The following is a 17491-nucleotide window of genomic DNA, read 5'->3' on the forward strand; positions in this document are numbered from 1 at the left end:
GGAATTGACGCCCCGTCACTCCGTGACGGGGCTTTCCTAAATCGCTCCGCGATTTAGGAAGGAATTCGCTCCGCGAATTCAAAAGCGCGGCGAAAAGGAGGGGCTCGGCGCGGAACGTTCCCGCTGGTTGAATTACTCTTCAAACAGAGAAAAGAATAGTTTCCAATTCCTGCGCAACTAGCCTAGAAATAGGGCCAGTTGACGATTTCTTATACCGAAGCTTCAGGAAACGGCACCGCAGCACAATAACTGCGCGAACTACCGGCCCCGTTCAAGTCCAAAACGCAGGTCCACGGTTCGCCTCCCGGGACCCGAAAATACCGTAGGCCATTGACGGAGCATCAGGTCCCGCCAACGGCCTACGATCCTGACACCAGGAAAAGAGTCCTGGACGCTTGGTCAGTCGTACTGTTCCCGTGATTTCTGATCCGCTGTCAGTTCAGTGGTGATTGTTCGGAGGCAGCTCGGCGAAGCCGTTTGCGGTCAGGTGAGTGTTTGGCTTTTCGGTGTTCAGTAGGGTTCCGGAGTCGTCGGTGACTTTCAGGCGGGTGAGGTTCACTCCGCGGCCTTCGTATGTCTGGTCGGTGGTGTAGCGCCAGCGCAGTTGGAGGCCTTTGGTGCCGGGCAGTTCGGTGTGCACTTGCCACCAGGCGCGTGCTGACTGGCCGGAGAGGGTGTTGACGGGGCCGGATGGTGCGCCTTTTCCGGTAGCTCGTAGCTTTACCTGGTTCCAGGTGGTGCCATTGTCGGTGCTGGCCTCAAGGGAAAGGAGGTCGGTGGGCTCGGTGTTGATGAAGGAGCGGAAGTCGATGTCCACCGTGCCGGAGGCGTCGAGTTTTTCGGTGGTGAGCGTGCTGGTGGTGGCGCCGGTCTGGTGGGAGTGCCAGGAGCGGCCGGAGGTCGGCAAGGGCATTGCTTGGGCGAGGGCTTGGGTGATTCCTCGTCGGGCGGTGTTGGTGGAGGGGGTGTCGCGGCTGGGGTGGACGCGGTTGGTCAGGAGGATGGCGAAGGAGCGGGAGGCGGGGTCGATGACCAGGGAGGTTCCGGTGTAGCCGGTGTGGCCGAGTGTTTGGGGTCCGGACAGGCCGCCCATGTACCAGATTTGGTTGAGTTCGAAGCCGAGGCCGTGGGAGTCGTCCGGGAATGCCTGGTTGAAGTTCTCCTCCATCAGCTTCACTCCGTGTTCGCTGAGGATGCGGTGGCCTTTGTAGGTGCCGCCGTTGAGGAGGGTCTGGGCCAGTACGGCGAGGTCGTCGACGGTGGAGAAGACTCCGGCGTGGCCGGCGATGCCGTTCAGGGACCAGGAGTTTTCGTCGTGTACCGAGCCGCGGACCATGCCGCGTGCCGGAGTGGTCTGGTATTCGGTGGCGGCGATTCTGGGGAGTTTGGATTTCGGGGGGTTGTAGCCGGTGTCGGTCATGTGGAGCGGTTTGGTGATTTTTTCGCGGACGAGTTCGTCGAGCGATTTGCCGGTGATTTTTTCCAGGACCAGTTGCATGGTGAGCATGTTCAGGTCCGAGTAGAGGTAGGTGGTGCCGTGGGGGTTGATGGGTTTGGTGTCGAGGATGGCTTGCTTGCGGGAGGGGATGTCGGGATAGCCCTGCCAGAGCGAGGGCACCGGGTCGGCGTCGAATCCCGAGGTGTGGGTGAGCAGTTCTTTGATGGTGATGTCGCTTTTGCCGTTGGCGGCGAATTCGGGTAGGTAGTGGGCGACGGGTGTTTCCAGGTCGAGGGTGCCTGTTTCGAGTTGTTGTACGGCTATCAGTGAGGTGAAGAGTTTCGAGATTGAGGCGAGGTCGTAGATGGTGTCGGTGCGGGCCGGTACTTTCTGGTCGTCGGGGAGTTCGTGGGTGGCGTCGGCGTATTTGACGGCGTGGCCGGTGGCGCTGCGCTCGACGACGGTGCCGTTGTGTGCCATCAGGGTGGTGGCGCCGGGGAATAGGTAGTTGTCGCCGCTGGCCGGGTTGGTCCAGGTGGTGAGTGAGCTTTGGAATGCCTTGATGGGGCCGGTGTCGAGTCCTGCGTAGTCGGGGGTTCCGGGGCGCAGCACGGTATTTGCTGGGGCGAATCCGTGGTAGGGGCGGTCGAATCGGGCTCTGGTGTTGTGGTGTGGCGTTGTTGGGCTGGTGGTGGTCTTGTCGGAGGGGGTGAGGGGGGCCTCGGCGGCGCTGGCGGGGAGGGCGACGGTGGTGAGCAGTAGGACTGCTGCGGTAGTGGCGGGTATGCGCATGGGGACCTTCAGGGGTGAGTGGGGGTGCCGGCTGGGTGCGTTGGGGGTTGGGAGAGCTGCTTGGGTTTCAAGTGGGCCTGGGGCGCGGGGTGTTGACGCGCTGGGTGCCTGTGGTGGAGGAGGCGGAGGCTCGGTTGAGGCTTGGGGTTGCGGGGGCGCTGAGGTCGGCTTGGTGGGTGAAGGCTGCCGTGGTGGCGAGCGAGGTGTCGCGCCTCCCAAGCGCTTGTCAGGCTCATGCCATCGACACTATCCCTCGCCGGCTCTTGGCGTACCGGCCGGAGCCGAACCCGGGAACGCCCCAGCCTGTGCCGTGAGTTCCACGGTGGGGGAAGCTTCGGTTCTTCCGCAAGAGACTGGCGACACCCTCTGCGGGCTCTCCTCCCGTCGGGGCACGCAGTGGCTCCGTCCCGTGCGGGTGCGATCTCTGATCAAGGCTTCAGACGACGGCGCGGGCGGTGGTGGCCCTGTGTGGGGCCGGGCTGGGTCCGCGCCGTCTGTGCCTTCCCGTCTCTGGGGGATCCCGTCCGGCGGTGATGGCGGCGGCGCTCGGAGGTCGCTGTGAGCTGCTGCCCGCCTGCCGTGTCTACGGCATCGGCGTCATGCTCTGGAGTCCTGTCGGCTCCGGTCTGCTCGGCGGCGTTCTCGCCGAGGGTACCGATCTGACGGTGCATCAGCCCGTCGTGCCGGAGGGGGTGGGGGGTGGCGGCCGGGCTCTTGTCGCTGTTTTTTGCGGTCGCCGGCGGGGTCCCCGCGGCCGTGGTTCTCGTGCGAAACATGGAAATCGGCTGGAGGAAAGGCCGGGTGCGGGAGAACTCGCGTCGTGTCGCGGCGGGGGAAGTTCTGCGTGGTGGAATATAAACACCGGTTCGGGTTCTGTGTTCGTCTCATGATCCGGAGGGGGAATCGGCGGGGGTGCCGACTAATTTCTTGCGTCAAGGTGATACTTTTGGCCTCGGCGCCTGAGAATGTTTATCTCTGAAATCCGGGCGGGTGTCGTCCGGAGGGGCCGGTTAATAATGCAGGCCATCGCCGGTCGGGCCTGCGGAAAATCTTGGGCGATTAAAGCGGAACACTTGCTTGCGATTCCGTTTCCGCTACTCGCTGCACAGTCGGGGGACCTTCGGCTCGCCGATGTGTGTACAGAGAGTGAGGGTCTCCCCTTGACCCGTGGCCCGAATCGCGCTTTCCGTGACCAGCTCGTTACCCGCAGAGTTGCCTGGCCGCCACTCCCCCGTTCACCTCCGTGACAACGAAGGGGTCCTCCATGCCCATGGAAAGCCGACATTTACCTGTTTTTCCTAGCAGTTCAGCGCAGTGGGCAGAGACGGGGCGGCGCTGATGAGCGCCGTGCAGGTCGATTCGCGTGGTCCGGTGCGGATCCTGCGCACGCAGGACACGGGCTCGCACCGCGGCTTCCAGTTCTGGGGCGAGCTGGTGGCCGAGGCGTGCGGGCCGCTGCGGGTCTACCGTACGGAGCCGGGCAGCTTCCAGGGCGCCATCGCCACCGGTGTCTTCGGGAACGTGCAGCTCGCGGAGGTGCGGGCCAGTGCTCATGCTGTCGAGCGCACCGAGCTGCTGGCGCACCAGGCCGCGACCGCCTCGCTCCATCTGACCTGTGTGCTGGACGGCGAGGTGCAGGTCAGCCAGGACGAGCAGAGCGCCACGGCCCGTACGGGCAACCTGTTCTGCTACGACAGCTCCCGGCCCTACACCCTGCGTATGCAGCGGCCGATCCACATGGTGAGCGTGAAGTTCGACCACCGTCTGGTGGATCTGCGGGCGGGGTTCAAGCATCCGCTGCGGGCGGCGACCTGGTGCGGGGCGAAGGGGGCCAGTGTGCTGCTTGCCGGGCTGCTGCGCAGTGCGACGCTGCACATGGCCGAGCTCGACCGGGCGGTGGCGGACCGGTTGGGCGACAGTGTCGCCTGCCTGGTCAGCGCCGTGTGCTCGGAAGTGCTGGGGGGCGGTGGCCAGGATCCGGCGGTCGCGCGCCAGGCCCTGCTGCACCGGGTGAAGACCTTCGCCCGGGCGCGTCTGGGCGAGCGTGAGCTGAGCCCCCGGTACCTGGCCAGGAGTCACAACATCTCCCTGCGCTACCTGCAGTTGCTCTTCCAGGAGGAGGGCACGAGCCCGGCCCTGTGGATCCGCGGCGAGCGGCTGCGGCGCTGCAAGGAGGACCTGTCGGATCCGCGGACGGCGCATCTGACGGTGGCCGACATCGCGGGGCGCTGGGGGCTGGACAGCGCCTCGCACTTCAGCAAGCTGTTCCGGCAGCGGTACGGGGTGACGCCCCGCGAGTGGCGTCGTGGTCAGTCGCAGGCGGGCTCCGCATAGCGCCCGTGGTCCCCCAATTGTGCACACTCCGTCACCGTTCGGGCTGTCGTGCGCGGCCGGCGGTTCCGGGTAGGCGGCTCGTGTGCGCAAAATCGCTATTTCGTATGCGCGTCCGCATCAGAGAACGCGGCGGGAAACCGGGAAAATAGCTCCTGATTTCGAGGATGCGGGATCAGCCTCCCGACGGTTCGCCCCTTCTCAGAATCGGGCCTCTCCGGTCCCCCATCGGAAAGAAACCAGATTGTGTCCGCATCGTTGAACGGGGTTTTCGTATGCCGATTCCCGTGAGAATTGGAATAGTCGGAGGCGGGGCCTCCGCAGTGTGCATGCTCGATGCACTGAGTCAGCGTGACGAGGTTCCCGGGTCCGTCACGGTGTTCGACCCGTCTCCGCATCTGTGGCGGGGGCGGGCCTACCAGCCCGACGCGGCGACCCTGCGGGTGAACGCGCCGCCCGAGGACATGACCGTCCGCGACGGCGACCCGGAGCACTTCACGCACTGGCTGCAGGCGCGCCGGGTGGTGCTGGGCAAGGGATCCGACCATCTGGATCCCCTGTCCCGGATCGTCTTCCCGCCGCGGGCGCTGTACGGGGACTACCTCGAGCAGTGTGCCCGCAGCGCGCTGAGCCGGCTCGCGGCGCGCGGGGCCCGTATCGCGCTGGTGCGCGAGGCCGTGGTCGGTCTGGCCCGGCGGGACGGGGCGCTGCTCGCCCGTACCGGTGACGGCGGTGCCCATGTGCTGGACCGGGCCGTGCTGTGTGTGGGGACCGGCAAGCCCGCGGACCCGCACGGGCTGGAGGGCAGCGCCGGTTTCATCGCCGACCCGTATCCGGTGGTGCAGCAGCTCGCCGGTATCGGCCGCTCGGACCGGGTGGTGGTGGTGGGCAGCGGGCTGACGGCCGTGGACGTCGCGCTGACCCTGGCCGCCGCCGGGCACACCGGTGGGGTCGCGCTGGCCTCTCGGCACGGGATTCTGCCGGGCGTGCGCCAGCGTCCCGTCGAGTACGAGCTGCGCCATTTCAGCGCGGCGCACTTCAGGGCGATGGCCGCGCGCGGTGGGCGGCTCACCCTGGCGGACGCCGTGGCCCTGATGCACGCCGAGCTGGCGGCCGCCGGTTGCGATGCCGAGGCGCTCGCGCGGGAGATCTCCTCGTGCGGCCGGGAGGATCCGCTGGTGCGGCTCGGTCGGCAGACGGCGCTGGTGGACAGCGGCGACATCGGGCTGCGGATCCTGCAGCGGGCGGTGCCGGACGCGGGTCCGGACGTGTGGCCGCTGCTGGGCGAGTCCGAGAAGTCGCAGCTGCTGGCGCGCCATTACCGCACGGTGATGAGCATGTGCTGTCCGATGCCCGCCTCCAGTGCGGCGACGCTGCTGGGGCAGGCCGAGCGCGGGTTGTTCGAGGTGGTCCGGGGGGTGGAGAAGATCATGCCGCGTTCCTCGGGGGGCTTCGAGGTGCACAGCGAGGAGGGTCTGCGGGAGGCGGATGTCGTCGTCAACGCGGTCAGTCCGCCGGTGCACCGCATCCCGCGGGGTGCCGCGGCGCTCGTGGGTTCGCTGGAGGAGCAGGGGCTCGGTGTGCTGCATCCGCGCGGCGGGGTCCGGGTGGCGCGGGCCACCAGCGGGCTGTTGCGGGAGGGCGAGGTCGACCGGCAGGTCTACGCGTTGGGTGATCTGGCCTCGGGTTCGCTCTTCTTCACCTTCGGTGTCCCTTCTCTGGTGGACCGTGCGGTCGACATCGCCGAGGCCGTCCACCGGCAGTCCGCGCGCAGCGCCCTCGGGTCCGCGGACCCGGTGGTGGTGTGAGCGCCGGCCCCGGTGGCGTAGGGCCGTCGGGGCCGCTTCGATCTCCGGCCCCGGGCGGGGCCGGTCGTCCGATCCCCCTTTTTTCTTCGAGGAGAGATGGCGTGAGCGATACCGCGACAACCGACCGGGCCAGTTATCTGGCGGACACCCACACCGGGCTGCCGCTGCCCACCGAGCCGGTCTTCGCTTCGGTGGAGGAGGACCGCAGGCACCGCAAGCAGCGTCTGACGGCCGCCCTTCGCCTGTTCGGCAAGTACGGCTACGGGGAGGGGATCTCGGGGCACATCTCGGTGCGCGATCCCGAGCACGAGGACCGGTTCTGGGTGAATCCCTTCGGTGTCTCCTTCAGCCGGGTCAAGGTGGGTGATCTGATCCTGGTGGACTCCCGGGGGCGGGTGGTCGAGGGGCGTCACCGGGTCAATCCCAGTGCCTTCGTGATCCACTCCGCGATCCACCGCCTCCATCCCGGGGCGACCGCGGCGGCGCACGGCCACACCCCCTACTCCCGTGCGCTCGGGGCGCTGGGCAGGCTGCTGGAGCCGCTGGACCAGGAGTCCGCGGCCTTCTACCAGGACCAGGTCTTCTACGGCGACTACGAGGGCCCTTCCATCAGCCTGGAGCAGGGGCAGGACATCGCGCGGCGCATGGACGGCAAGCGGGCGGTCCTGCTGCGCCATCACGGGCTGATCACCGCGGGCGGCACGGTCGACGAGGCGGTGCACTGGTTCTTCACCTACGAGGCCGCGGCCCAGGTGCAGTTGCTGGCGGCGGTCGGTGAGGCCAGGCCGATGAACCACGAGCAGGCGATGGCGGCCCGTGACGGGTTCGGGGACCGGCAGCTGGGCTGGTTCAGTTTCCAGCTGCTGTGGGACGAGATCGTCCACGAGCAGCCCGACTTCCTGGAGGAGTAGCGCGAGCGGCGCCATGTGAAGAGGCTGCTCCCTCAAGGTTCTTGAGGGAGCAGCCTCTTGATGTGCGGGGTGCGCCGGGCGCGGTGGCGCGGGGGGTGGGTCAGGAGGCGGTGGCCTGTTCGGCGGGTTGTCCGTCGGGGGTGGTGGCGCCGGGCGTGGTGGGGGGTGTGGTGCCGGTGCGCAGGCGGGCGGCGCCGGCGGCGAGGGCGACCGCGAGGGCGGAGGCGGCGGCGATGGCGACGATGACCCAGGTGCCGTGGTGGTAGCCGGTCAGGGCTCTGGCGGGTTCGGAGGAGGGGTCGGCGTCGCCCATGCGGACAGTGACCACGGCCAGGACGACGGCGGCGCCGACCTGGTAGCCGGTCTGCAGGATGCCGGCGGCGAGGCCTTGTTCGGATTCGTCGACGCCGGTGGTGGCCTGCACGTTGGCGGCGGTGAAGGCGAAGGGGAAGCCGATGCCGATCAGGAGCATGCTGGGCAGGATCATCGTCCAGTACGAGGAGCCTTCGCCGACGCGGAGGAAGAGCAGGAAGGCGACGGCGTAGGCGAGCATGCCGCCGAAGACGGGCCAGCGCAGTCCGGTGCGGCCGAGCCAGTTTCCGGCGCGGGGCGCGAAGGTGAAGATCATCAGGCCGATGGGCAGGAAGGCGACGGCCATCTCCATGGGTGACCAGCCGCGGTAGGACTGGAGGTAGAGGCTGCCGACGAACTGGTAACTCATGTAGGTGCCGAGGATGGCGGCGGCGATGAGGCTGGCTCCGACCAGGGATTTGTTGCGCAGCAGGCCCAGGCGCAGCAGGGGCTGGGGGGCGCGGGCCTCGATGAGGGCGAAGGCGGCGAGCAGGAGGGCGGCGGCGGCGAAGACGCCGAGGGTGGGGGCGGAGAGCCAGCCTTCGGAGGGTGCTTGGACGATGCCGTAGACCAGCAGGAGCATGGCGGCGGTGACGGTGACGGCGCCGGCGCTGTCGTAGTGGCGTTTGCTGCCGTTGTGGGGCTGGTCCTTGGGGACGAGGAGGAGGGCGCCGATCAGGGCGGCGATGGCGACGGGGACGGAGAGCATGAAGGTCCAGCGCCAGCTGGCCTGGGTGAGGGCTCCGCCGACGACGACGCCGATGGAGTAGCCGACGGCGCCGCAGGCGGTGTAGATGCCGATGGCGCGGTTGCGCTGGGGGCCTTCGGGGAAGTTGCTGACGACGATGGACAGGGCGGAGGGTGCGGTCAGTGCGGCGCCGATGCCCATCACCAGTCTGCTGATGATGACCATGAGTCCGTCGGTGGCCAGGCCGCCGGCGAGGGAGCCGGCGGCGAGGACGGTGAGGCCGACGAGGAAGACGCGGCGTTTGCCGAGGAGGTCGGACATGCGGCCGCCGAGCAGGAGGAATCCGCCGAAGCCGAGGACGTAGGCACTGACCACCCATTGGGCGGCGGAGGTGCTCATGTCGAACTCGTCCTTGATCTGGGGGGTGGCGATTCCGACCATGATGTTGTCGAGTGCGTCCAGGGAGAACGCGCCGCACACCACGAGCAGCATCGCCCATTCCCGCAGTCCCCAGCGCACGGGGGCGGGGGGGCCGCCCTTGGCGGGTGAGGCGCCGTCCTGGGGGACGTCGTCCGCGATAGCCATGAGCAAGTGTTCCTTCCGGTCGGGGCGCCGTGCGGCAGTGGCCCGCACAGCGGGAGGGCAGGAGCGCGGGCCGACGGTAGGGTTGAGGGCAGGACGAATGGGTCGCCCCTCGGCCTTTGCGGGCCAAGTGGGGCGACACGCCTTCTGTAGTAGCCTCTACATAAGAAGTTATCGACCGGCTGACGCGCCGTCAAGGAGGTCATGTGGCCCGCACCGGACGTCCCCGCGGCTTCGATCGCGACGCGGCCCTGCACACGGCCATGCTGGTCTTCTGGGAGCGCGGTTACGAGACCACCTCGACCAACGACCTCAGTGCCGCGATGGGGGTCAACCCGCCCAGTCTGTATGCCGCGTTCACCAACAAGGAGCAGCTCTTCCGCGAGGCCGTCGGGCTCTACGAGCGCACCGAGGCCAAGGCCTCGCAGGAGTTGCTGGAGGCGGCCCCCACCGCGCGGGAGGCGATCGCGGCGTTCCTGCACGAGAGCGTCGACCGGTTCACCTGCGAGGGCAAGCCCCGCGGCTGCATGATCGTGCTCGCGGCGACCAACTGCACCGCCGACCACGAGTCGGTGCGCGACTTCGCGATGCGGTGCCGTGCCCGCACCAAGACCACCCTCAAGGCGCGTCTGGACACCGCGGCCGGGGCCGGGGAGCTGGCGCGGGGTACGGACACGGACCGTATCGCCGCTTTCTACACCGCCTTCCTCAACGGGCTGTCGCTGCAGGCGCGCGACGGCATGCCGCGCGCGCAGCTGCACGATCTGGTGGACATGGCGATGGGCCTGTGGCAGGCCGCGCCCGCCGGTCTGCGACCGGCGGGGTGAGGCGGCGGCCGGTCAGGCGGAGGTGACCCGGGCCATCCAGGACCGGGCGGCCTCGGGGGACTTGATGGCCTGCCACATGGCCGCGGGGTCGTCGAAGTTGGCGACGAAGGCGTCGGCGACGCGCCGGTCGGCGGTGGCGGTGGTGAGCAGGGCGCCCAACTGCTCCGCCGGGGGGCCGATGTTGAGGTTGGACCAGGCCACGACCGGCTCGGCCGCCTGCCACAGCCGCCGCGCGGCGCGCTCGGCGAAGGCGGTGTCGTAGGGGCCGCCGGCGGTGATGAGCGCGGCCAGTTCGAAGGCGCAGGCCGAGCCGAGGTTGGCGCCCTGCCCGGTCAGCGGGTCGTTGACGATCCAGGCGTCCCCGAGGGCCAGCGCGAGGCGGCCCGAGGGCAGGGTGGTCCAGGAGCGGCGGACCGTGGGGGTGATGCCGCCCTGGATGACGTCGCCGGGGCGGGCGAGGGCGAACTCGTCCTCGCTGATGCGCTCGCGCAGCTGCGGGGCGTGCTCGGCGACCAGGGACAGCAGGGTCTTGACGAAGCCGGCCGGGTCCGCGGCGTGGTCGTGGGCGGCCAGTTGTTCCAGGGGGCCGCCGGGCAGGGCCTCGACGACCATGCCGTGTACGGGTCCGTCGGCGGTCAGGATGCGGGTGGAGAAGATCTCCCCCGCCTCGCCGGCCTGGAAGTGGATCCAGCCCGGGTCGGTGGGGGCGATGCCGTGGAAGAGGCCGGCGGTCAGTACGCGCTGGGGCCGGGTGTAGGGGGAGCGGGCGGCGTCGCGGGGGAACAGGCCGGTGGAGGCGCTGCGCCCGGCGGCGACGACGACCAGGTCGTGGTCGTGGGAGATGCGGTCGATGCCGGCGGCGTCGGGGGTGAGGATCTCCAGGCGGCCGCCGCGCTGGAGGTAGTCGGCGATCAGGCGGGGCAGGTACAGGCGCAGGTCGATGCCGCTGGCGGGAGTGTCGAGGCGGCCGAAGAAGTGGATGCCGGGGTCGCCGGGCGCCACGAAGTTCACGCCGTGGGTGTGGTGTTCGGGGGTGTCCCAGTGCGCGACGCCCAGTTCGTGTTCGCGGCGGCGGGTGGCGCCGAAGCGCACGGGAAGGCTCAGCGGGCGGCCCGCGGCGATCTGTTCGGGGCTGCGTTCGGCGTAGAGGGTGGTGTCCACTCCGGCCTGCTGCAGCCGCAGGGCCAGGTGCAGGCCCGAGATGCCTGCGCCGACGATGGCGATGTCGTGCATGGTGCTCCTTCGCGGGTTCGGATGTGCGCAAGGGCGGGGGCGGGGGTGCCGTGGGCGCGGGGCCTCACCCGAACTGCGGGATGACGTGTTCGGCGAACAGCTGCAGTGACCTGCGGGCCTTTTCGGCGGGCAGGCCGGGGGCCCGGCCGAAGAAGATGACGCGTTCGACGTCGCCGAGCGGTTTGACGCGCTCGCGCAGCTGCTCGGCGATGTGGTCGGGCGGGCCGACGAGGAAGAGTTCGCGCGGCAGGTCGTCGGCGGAGGGCAGCCCGGGCAGGCCGAACCACTCCTGGAACTTGTTGAGCAGGTACCAGTAGTGCTCCTTGATCTCGCGCCAGCCTTCCTCGGCGTCCTCGCACACGTAGACGCCGGGGGTGACGATGGCGGTCACGCCGAACCGGGCGGGGTCGTGGCCGTGTGCGGCCAGGGTGGTGCGGTAGAGGTCGAGGATCTCGGGGTCGGTGCCCAGGTCGGGCAGAAAGCGCAGTCCGTGGCGGCCCGCGCGCAGTGCGGCGGCCCTGCTGCCGCCGCCGATCCACACGGGCGGTGCCTGCTCGGGCACCGGGGTGACGACGACGTCGTCGACGCGGAAGTGCTTGCCCTCGAAGGAGAAGGGCTCTCCCGTCCAGGCGCGGCGCAGGATCTGGACGGTCTCCTCGGTGCGGGCCCCGCGCTGGGCGCGTGCGACGCCCAGGGCCTCGAACTCCTTGTCGCGGTAGCCGGGTGCGAGGCCCAGTTCGAGGCGGCCGCCGGACAGCAGGTCGGCGACCGCCGCGTCCTCGGCCAGCCGCAGCGGGTGCACAAGGCTCGCCAGGAGCATGGCGGTTCCCAGGCGGATGCGGCTGGTGCGGGCGGCGATCGCGGTGAGCGCGGGCAGCAGGGAGGGCAGGTAGCCGTCGTCGGTCAGATGGTGTTCGGACAGCCATACGGATTCGAAGCCGAGGTCCTCGGCGCCGGCGGCCATCTCCAGGGTCTCCTCGTACACGGCCCGCCACGGCTGCCGCCAGCGCTGGGGGTTGCGGAAGTCGAGCCAGATGCCGAATTTCACTGTTCCTCCTGGGAGTTCGGCCGCGCGGTGCGCACAGGTGGCCCGCGCGGGCGGGGGGTTCATGCTTCGGACAGGGCCAGCAGGGCGCCGTTGACGCGGACCACCGGGGGGCGGCGCCGGCGGCCGCCGGTGGCGAGGACCTCGCCGATCAACACGGTGTGGTCGCCGGTGTCGTGGTGGTCGTGCAGGGTGCACTCCAGCCATCCCGGGGCGTCCAGGACCAGCGCCCCGGTGAGCGGGCCGGGCGAGGCGGTGCAGGTCGAAAGGGCGCGGGCGCGCTCCTGCCGGTCGCCGTCCAGGGCCTCGGCGAGGTCGACGCCGGCCACGTCCAGGATCGACACCGCCCATACGCCGGTGGCCAGCAGGGTGGGCAGGATGTCGCTGTCGCGGCGCAGCGCCAGCGACACCAGCGGGGGTTGCAGGGACACGGAGACGAAGGAGCTGACGGCGACGGCGTCGTCGCGCCGGCGGCCGCCCTGCTGTTCCTCTTCGAAGGTGGTCACGACGCAGATGCCGGTGGCGAAGGTACGCATCGTCGCGCTCAGGTCGAGGGACACCTCAGGCCTTTCTCTCGCGGTGCCCGCGCTCGCGGGCACTCAAGAGCCGGGCGGTCAGTACCGACCGGCGGAGCTTGCCGGTGGCGGTGCGGGGCAGCTCGTGCTCCGCCAGCGCCTCGGCGTGGACGTGCCCGGCGCCGAAGCGCAGCCCGACCTGCTCGCGCACCGCCGCCTCGGCCTGGCGCGGCGGCACCCCGGGGCGGGGGCAGAAGAAGACCGCCACGCCCCCGCCGCCCGCGCTGTCGGCTCCCGCGCTGTCGGCTCCCGCGCTGTCGGCTCCCGCGCAGGCGACGGTGAACGACGGGCGCACACAGGGCAGTTCCTCGACGGCCTCCTCGATCTCGTGGCCGTGGAAGAAGGCGCCGTCCACCTCGATGAGGCCGTCGGCGCGGCCGGTCACGGTCAGCTCGCCGCCCGCGACGAAGGCCAGGTCGTCGGTGACCAGCCAGCCGTCCCCGCTGCGGGGCACAGGCGACAGGCTGCCCCCTTGGAGGTAGGTGTCGGCCACCGGCGCCCCCCTGACCTGGAGGCGGCCCACCGTGCCCGCCGCGAGCGGGCGCTCGTCCTCGTCGACGACCCGCACGGACACCCCCGGATGCGGCACACCCACCGGCACATGCCGCCGCGGCGGCCCCTCACCGCAGGTGAAGACGCTGTCGACGACACCGGAGGCGGTCTCCGGCATGCCCCAGCCGGGATGCACGCAGGCGGGCGGCAGACCGTGCGGGGCAAGGGCCGCCACAAAGCGGCGGGCGGTACGGTCCTTGACCGCCTGGCCGCCGTTCATCAGATAGCGCAGACGGCTCAGATCCCACGAGCGGCCCGCCCCCCGCCCCCGTTCCAGGGCCTCGACGAGAAGGGCGAAGGCGTGGTTCGGTGCCCAGGTGGTGTCGATGCGCTCGGCCTCGGCCACATCCAGCCAGCGCAGCGGGTCGGCGCGTACCCAGGCGGTGTCGGCGTGGACCTGGTGGCAGCCCAGGAACACATCGCGTACGTGGAACATGACGATGCCGCTGATGTGGTGCAGCGGCATCCAGTTCAGGCTCCGGGTGGTGCTGTCCAGGCCGCGGGCCAGGGCGGTGGCGTGCGCGCGGCTGAGGATCTGGCGGTGGGTCAGCGCGACGGCCTTGGGGCGGCCCCCGCTGCCCGAGGTCAGGGAGAGCAGCGCGAGAGCGTCCGCGGACACAGGCGCCGGCCGCGCCCGCCCGTGCCCGGCCAGGCCGTGGACCGGGCCGAGCCGGCGCAGGGACGGCGGCGGTTCGTGGACGGTGTCGCCCAGCAGCCACCCCTGCCCCACCGCGTCGGCGGCCTCCACAAGGGCGGCCCGGCCGCCGTCGTGGGCCACCGGCAGGGGGACCATGCCGCCCAGCACGCACGCCCAGAAGGCGGTGAGCAGATCGCCGCTGTGCTCGGTCTGCACGACGACGCGGGCACCGGGGGGCACTTCGGCGGCGTTCAGCGCGGCCAGTGCCCGCAGCGCGTCCTCGTGCAGTGCCGCGTAGGAGCGGGCGGCGGGCCTGCCCTGGGCGTCCAAAAGGAGCATCCCGTGCGGGGTGCGGGCGGCGCGCCGCAGGGCCCGGGGCAGGGTGTCGACGGGCAGCGCGCCCAGCGCCGGGCCGTGCAGGACCGCGAGACCACCAGGCCCAACACCCGCACCCGCGTGTGCGCCCGTGTGTGCTCCTGTGGGGTCGGGGGCGTTCACGCCACGATCCCCAGGCTGAAGGGGTTGTGGGGGGTGCCGCCGAGGAGGAAGGCGCCCGCGGACTGCAGGATCTGGTCCTGGGCGATCACATGCTGGCGCATCGTGGTCAGATCACGCAGCCAGCGGTCCAGGGGCGAGGGCCGGTAGACGGCCGTGGTCGCCATCAGGTCGTACAGGCGGGTGACCACCGAGCGGGCCACCCGAAAGGAGTTCACCCGCGCAAGGACGGTGTCCACCCGCTCGTCCGGGCTCATTTCGGTACCCGCCTGAAGGAGGCGGGCCTGGCGGCGCAGACTGCCGTAGACGGCGTGACGGGCCGCGCCGAGGTCCATCTCGCACTCCGCGACGGCCATCTGCACCCGGTAGGTCTGCGGCCAGGGCGTACCGGTCGTACGGTCGATGCGGCCTGCGGCCCTCTCGCGTACGTGGTCCAGGGCGGCCCGGGCCACGCCCAGCGGCACACCGGGCATGTTCCGCAAGATCGCTTCCGGGCTCGCGTGGGGGCCCTTGACGCGGGGGGCGCCCAGGCTGAACGAGTGCTCCTCGGGCACGAACAGGTCCTGGGCCCGGTAGTCGTTGCTGCCGCTGCCGGCAAGGCCAGTGGTGTGCCAGGTGTCGAGGACCTCGAACTCCTCGCGGCGCGCGATCATGATCCGCCAGTTGCCCGGGGCTCCCTGCGGGCCCGGTTCGGGCTTCCCGTCGCGGTGGACCAGGCAGCCCGCCACCACCCAGTCGGCGTGCGTGATGCCGCTGCCGAACTGCCAGCGCCCGGTGACCCGGTAGCCGCCGGGCACCCGCTCGGCCCGGCCCAGCGGCAGGATCAGCCCGGCGGTGACGGTGTCCGGATCGCCCAGTTCCTCGCGGGCCACGGACTCGGGCAGGAACTGCGCGTACAGCGGGGTGTCCATCCCGATCATGGCGCACCAGGCGGCGGAGGCGTCCCCGCGGGCGAGGATCTCCACCACCTGCGTCTGCTGGACGGAGTCGAGACCGGGGCCGCCCCGCTCGGCCGGTACGCCCATCCGGAAGATGCCCGCCGCGCGCATCCGCTCCACCACCTCGGTGGGCAGGCGGCGGGCCCGTTCGATGTCGTCGGAGGCGGCGCGCAGCACCGGGACGAGGTCCTCGGCTCTGCGCAGGAGACCGTCCGCCGTGGTGGGCGGGGCGGCGTGGTGGGCAAGGGTGGTGTCTGAGGTGACCATCGGCAAGTTCCCGTCCTGCTCGTGTGCGGGGTGGCGGTCCAGGGGGTGTCTTCACCGTCCTGCGCGGTGTCCGCGGTGTCCGCGGTGTCCGCGGTGTTCGTGGTGTTCGTGGTGTTCGTGGTGTTCGTGGTGTTCGTGGTGTTCGTGGTGTTCGGTGCGTGCTCTCGGTGTGCGGCGGGCGGAGGCTCTCGTGGCCGGAGCTGCCCGGGGCCTTCGTGCGGTGCGGCGACAGTGCGCGCCGGGCGCCGTGGGCGCCGGGCGGGACGGTGACGACACCTCCCGGGTCGTGTCCGGAAAGTCCCGCCGTTCTCCCGAGGGGCGGGCCGTGCGGCGTCCGGTGTGCGTGCTCTGGGCGCACCGGGCGAAGGTCCTCGTGGCGGACGTACTCGGGCCTTCGTGCGGTGCGGCGGAAGTGCGTGCCGGGCGCCGTGGGCGCCGGGCGGGACTTTCCGGACACGGCCTAGCGGTAACGGCCCGGCGCGAGGGCGCCGTTGGGGTCGAGTACGGCCTTCAGCCGCCGGGTCAGGGCGAGGGCTCCCGGGTCGCAGGCGGTGGCATCGCGCCGGTCGGCGTGGTCGATGTCCAGCCGGTAGGGCGGGAACCCGGCCTCGGCGAAAGAGCCGTGGAGGAGGTCCAGTGCGCGGTGGGCGCGGGCGGCGGCCTCGCCGTGGCGGGGGAACTTCATCGCCACCACGCAGTCGATGAGGTCGCCGCTGAGCAGATGCAGCGTCGCGGACAGGCGCACCCCGGTGGCGGCGACCACGTCGTCGAGAAGCCGGGACGCCCGGGCGACGGCCTTGCCGCTGAAGGGGATCAGCGGCAGGAAGAACGCGAAGCCCGCCTCGGAGTCGACCTGGTCCGCGCCCACCCCCATCTTGGTGCGAAAGACGGTGTCCGCGAGGTCGGGGTCCCCGGCGTAGCCGCGCTCCACCAGCCGGGCCACCTCGTGGTGAGGGGTGGCCGTGTCGGTGGCGTCGCTGTCGGAGATCGCGGTGAACACCCGGGCGCGGTGCGCCTCGGCGGTGAGGATCTTGGTGAGCGCCTCCACCGACTCGGCGGTGCCGTCGACGGGCAGGTGCACCAGGTACTCGTCCTCGGCGCCGCCGTAGGCGCGGCCGGCGGCCGCGTCGAAGATCCGCGGGACGCCCCGGGTCAGCCCCTGGGCGACCAGGCGGCGTACGGCGTCGGTCGCCTCGGCCAGGGCGGCGGGCGGAAAGCTCAGGCGGACCACCCGCAGCGCCTCGGGCCGGGCGGGCAGCCGGATCGCGGCGGCGGTGACCACCGCGAGGTTGGACTGCACGAACAGCGGCAGCGTCGAGGGGCCCAGGCCGTGCGGATACACCGGCGCGGTGCGCTCGCCGGAGGGCCACCAGCCCACCGTGACGCTCTCCCCGCCGGGCAGCACCACCTCCAGGCCCACCAGGTCCTCGGTGCGCTGGCCGCGCAGGGCGACTCCGCGGTCCAGGGCGTTGCCCAGGATGCTGGTGGCGGCGGCCGAGACGGTGACGTTGGCCATCCGCGGCGTGTGGGCCAGCAGCCGGGACAGGTGCCCCTGGGTGACCCCGGGCTCCACGACGGCCCAGCCCGCGTCCACGTCCAGCTCCCGCACCCGGTCGAGGTCGCCCAGATCCAGGACGACCACGTCGTCCTGTGCCGGTTCCCGCGAGCCCAGGCCCCAGTTGCGGCCGGTGCTGATCACATGGAGACCGCCGGATTCGGTGCTGCGGGAGAAGAGCTCCACCAGGGCCGGCACCTGCTCGGCGCCGGAGGGGCGCAGCACGGCGGCCACCCGCCGGGAGCGGAAGAGGCTCGCGTTGGGCCCCAGCAGCCGGCCCGGGTCCTGCTCGGCGCCGGCCAGGCGTACCCGCTGCGGGCCCAGCAGGCGGCGGGCCGCCTCCAACGCCTCGCGCTGCGCGGCGGATCCGGGCGGAAGGAGTACGTCAGGGCCGCCGGCGGCAGCGGACAGCTCGGGCATGGAGGGCCTCCCTGAAAGCGGTGGTGGGGCGGGCGTTGGGGGGGGA

Annotated in this window: 12 protein-coding genes; 4 read left to right on the forward strand and 8 right to left on the reverse strand. The window is 70.9% G+C overall.

The window, feature by feature from the left end; translation table 11 throughout:
• Nucleotides 1-439: 439 nt before the first annotated feature.
• Nucleotides 440-2230: a serine hydrolase domain-containing protein gene (locus HFV08_RS21565; protein WP_168541528.1), complete on the reverse strand. Its 1791-nt coding sequence runs from the start codon at nt 2228-2230 to the stop codon at nt 440-442.
• A gap of 1338 nt (nt 2231-3568) precedes the next feature.
• Here HFV08_RS21565 and HFV08_RS21570 point away from each other — a divergent pair.
• From HFV08_RS21570 to HFV08_RS21580, 3 genes are all read left to right on the forward strand, one after another.
• Nucleotides 3569-4564, forward strand: coding sequence for an AraC-like ligand-binding domain-containing protein (locus HFV08_RS21570; protein ID WP_168541530.1), 996 nt, complete (start codon nt 3569-3571; stop codon nt 4562-4564).
• Nucleotides 4565-4836: 272 nt separating this feature from the next.
• Nucleotides 4837-6369 (forward strand): FAD/NAD(P)-binding protein, encoded by a 1533-nt coding sequence (locus HFV08_RS21575; RefSeq protein ID WP_281373522.1) that lies wholly within the window; start codon nt 4837-4839, stop codon nt 6367-6369.
• 101 nt (nt 6370-6470) lie between these two features.
• Complete coding sequence (locus HFV08_RS21580; RefSeq protein ID WP_312885769.1) at nt 6471-7280, forward strand: class II aldolase/adducin family protein; 810 nt, start codon at nt 6471-6473, stop codon at nt 7278-7280.
• A gap of 100 nt (nt 7281-7380) precedes the next feature.
• Here the strand turns inward: HFV08_RS21580 and HFV08_RS21585 are convergent, their stop codons facing one another.
• A complete protein-coding gene (locus tag HFV08_RS21585) occupies nt 7381-8904 on the reverse strand; it encodes an MFS transporter (RefSeq protein ID WP_168541534.1) in 1524 nt (507 codons plus the stop codon).
• A gap of 203 nt (nt 8905-9107) precedes the next feature.
• On the opposite strand from HFV08_RS21585, the gene HFV08_RS21590 reads away from it, so the two are divergent.
• Nucleotides 9108-9728: a TetR/AcrR family transcriptional regulator gene (locus HFV08_RS21590; protein WP_168541536.1), complete on the forward strand. Its 621-nt coding sequence runs from the start codon at nt 9108-9110 to the stop codon at nt 9726-9728.
• Nucleotides 9729-9740: 12 nt separating this feature from the next.
• Here HFV08_RS21590 and HFV08_RS32135 read toward each other — a convergent pair whose 3' ends face one another.
• The 6 genes from HFV08_RS32135 to HFV08_RS21620 form a co-directional block, all read right to left on the reverse strand.
• Nucleotides 9741-10961, reverse strand: coding sequence for a styrene monooxygenase/indole monooxygenase family protein (locus tag HFV08_RS32135; protein ID WP_168541538.1), 1221 nt, complete (start codon nt 10959-10961; stop codon nt 9741-9743).
• Nucleotides 10962-11025: 64 nt separating this feature from the next.
• Nucleotides 11026-12009, reverse strand: a complete 984-nt coding sequence (locus tag HFV08_RS21600; RefSeq protein ID WP_168541540.1) for an LLM class flavin-dependent oxidoreductase — start codon at nt 12007-12009, stop codon at nt 11026-11028.
• 59 nt (nt 12010-12068) lie between these two features.
• A complete protein-coding gene (locus HFV08_RS21605; RefSeq protein ID WP_168541542.1) occupies nt 12069-12566 on the reverse strand; it encodes a flavin reductase family protein in 498 nt (165 codons plus the stop codon).
• 1 nt (nt 12567) lies between these two features.
• Nucleotides 12568-14268 (reverse strand): AMP-binding protein, encoded by a 1701-nt coding sequence (locus HFV08_RS21610; protein WP_168541544.1) that lies wholly within the window; start codon nt 14266-14268, stop codon nt 12568-12570.
• Nucleotides 14265-15470, reverse strand: a complete 1206-nt coding sequence (locus tag HFV08_RS21615; RefSeq protein WP_168541546.1) for an acyl-CoA dehydrogenase family protein — start codon at nt 15468-15470, stop codon at nt 14265-14267. The genes HFV08_RS21610 and HFV08_RS21615 overlap by 4 nt, the downstream gene beginning before the upstream one ends.
• A 460-nt stretch (nt 15471-15930) precedes the next feature.
• A complete protein-coding gene (locus HFV08_RS21620; protein WP_168541548.1) occupies nt 15931-17445 on the reverse strand; it encodes an FAD-binding oxidoreductase in 1515 nt (504 codons plus the stop codon).
• Between the last annotated feature and the right edge of the window lie 46 nt (nt 17446-17491).

Origin of the sequence: Streptomyces physcomitrii (assembly GCF_012273655.1) — a bacterium.
GTDB classification, from domain to species: Bacteria; Actinomycetota; Actinomycetes; order Streptomycetales; family Streptomycetaceae; genus Streptomyces; species Streptomyces physcomitrii.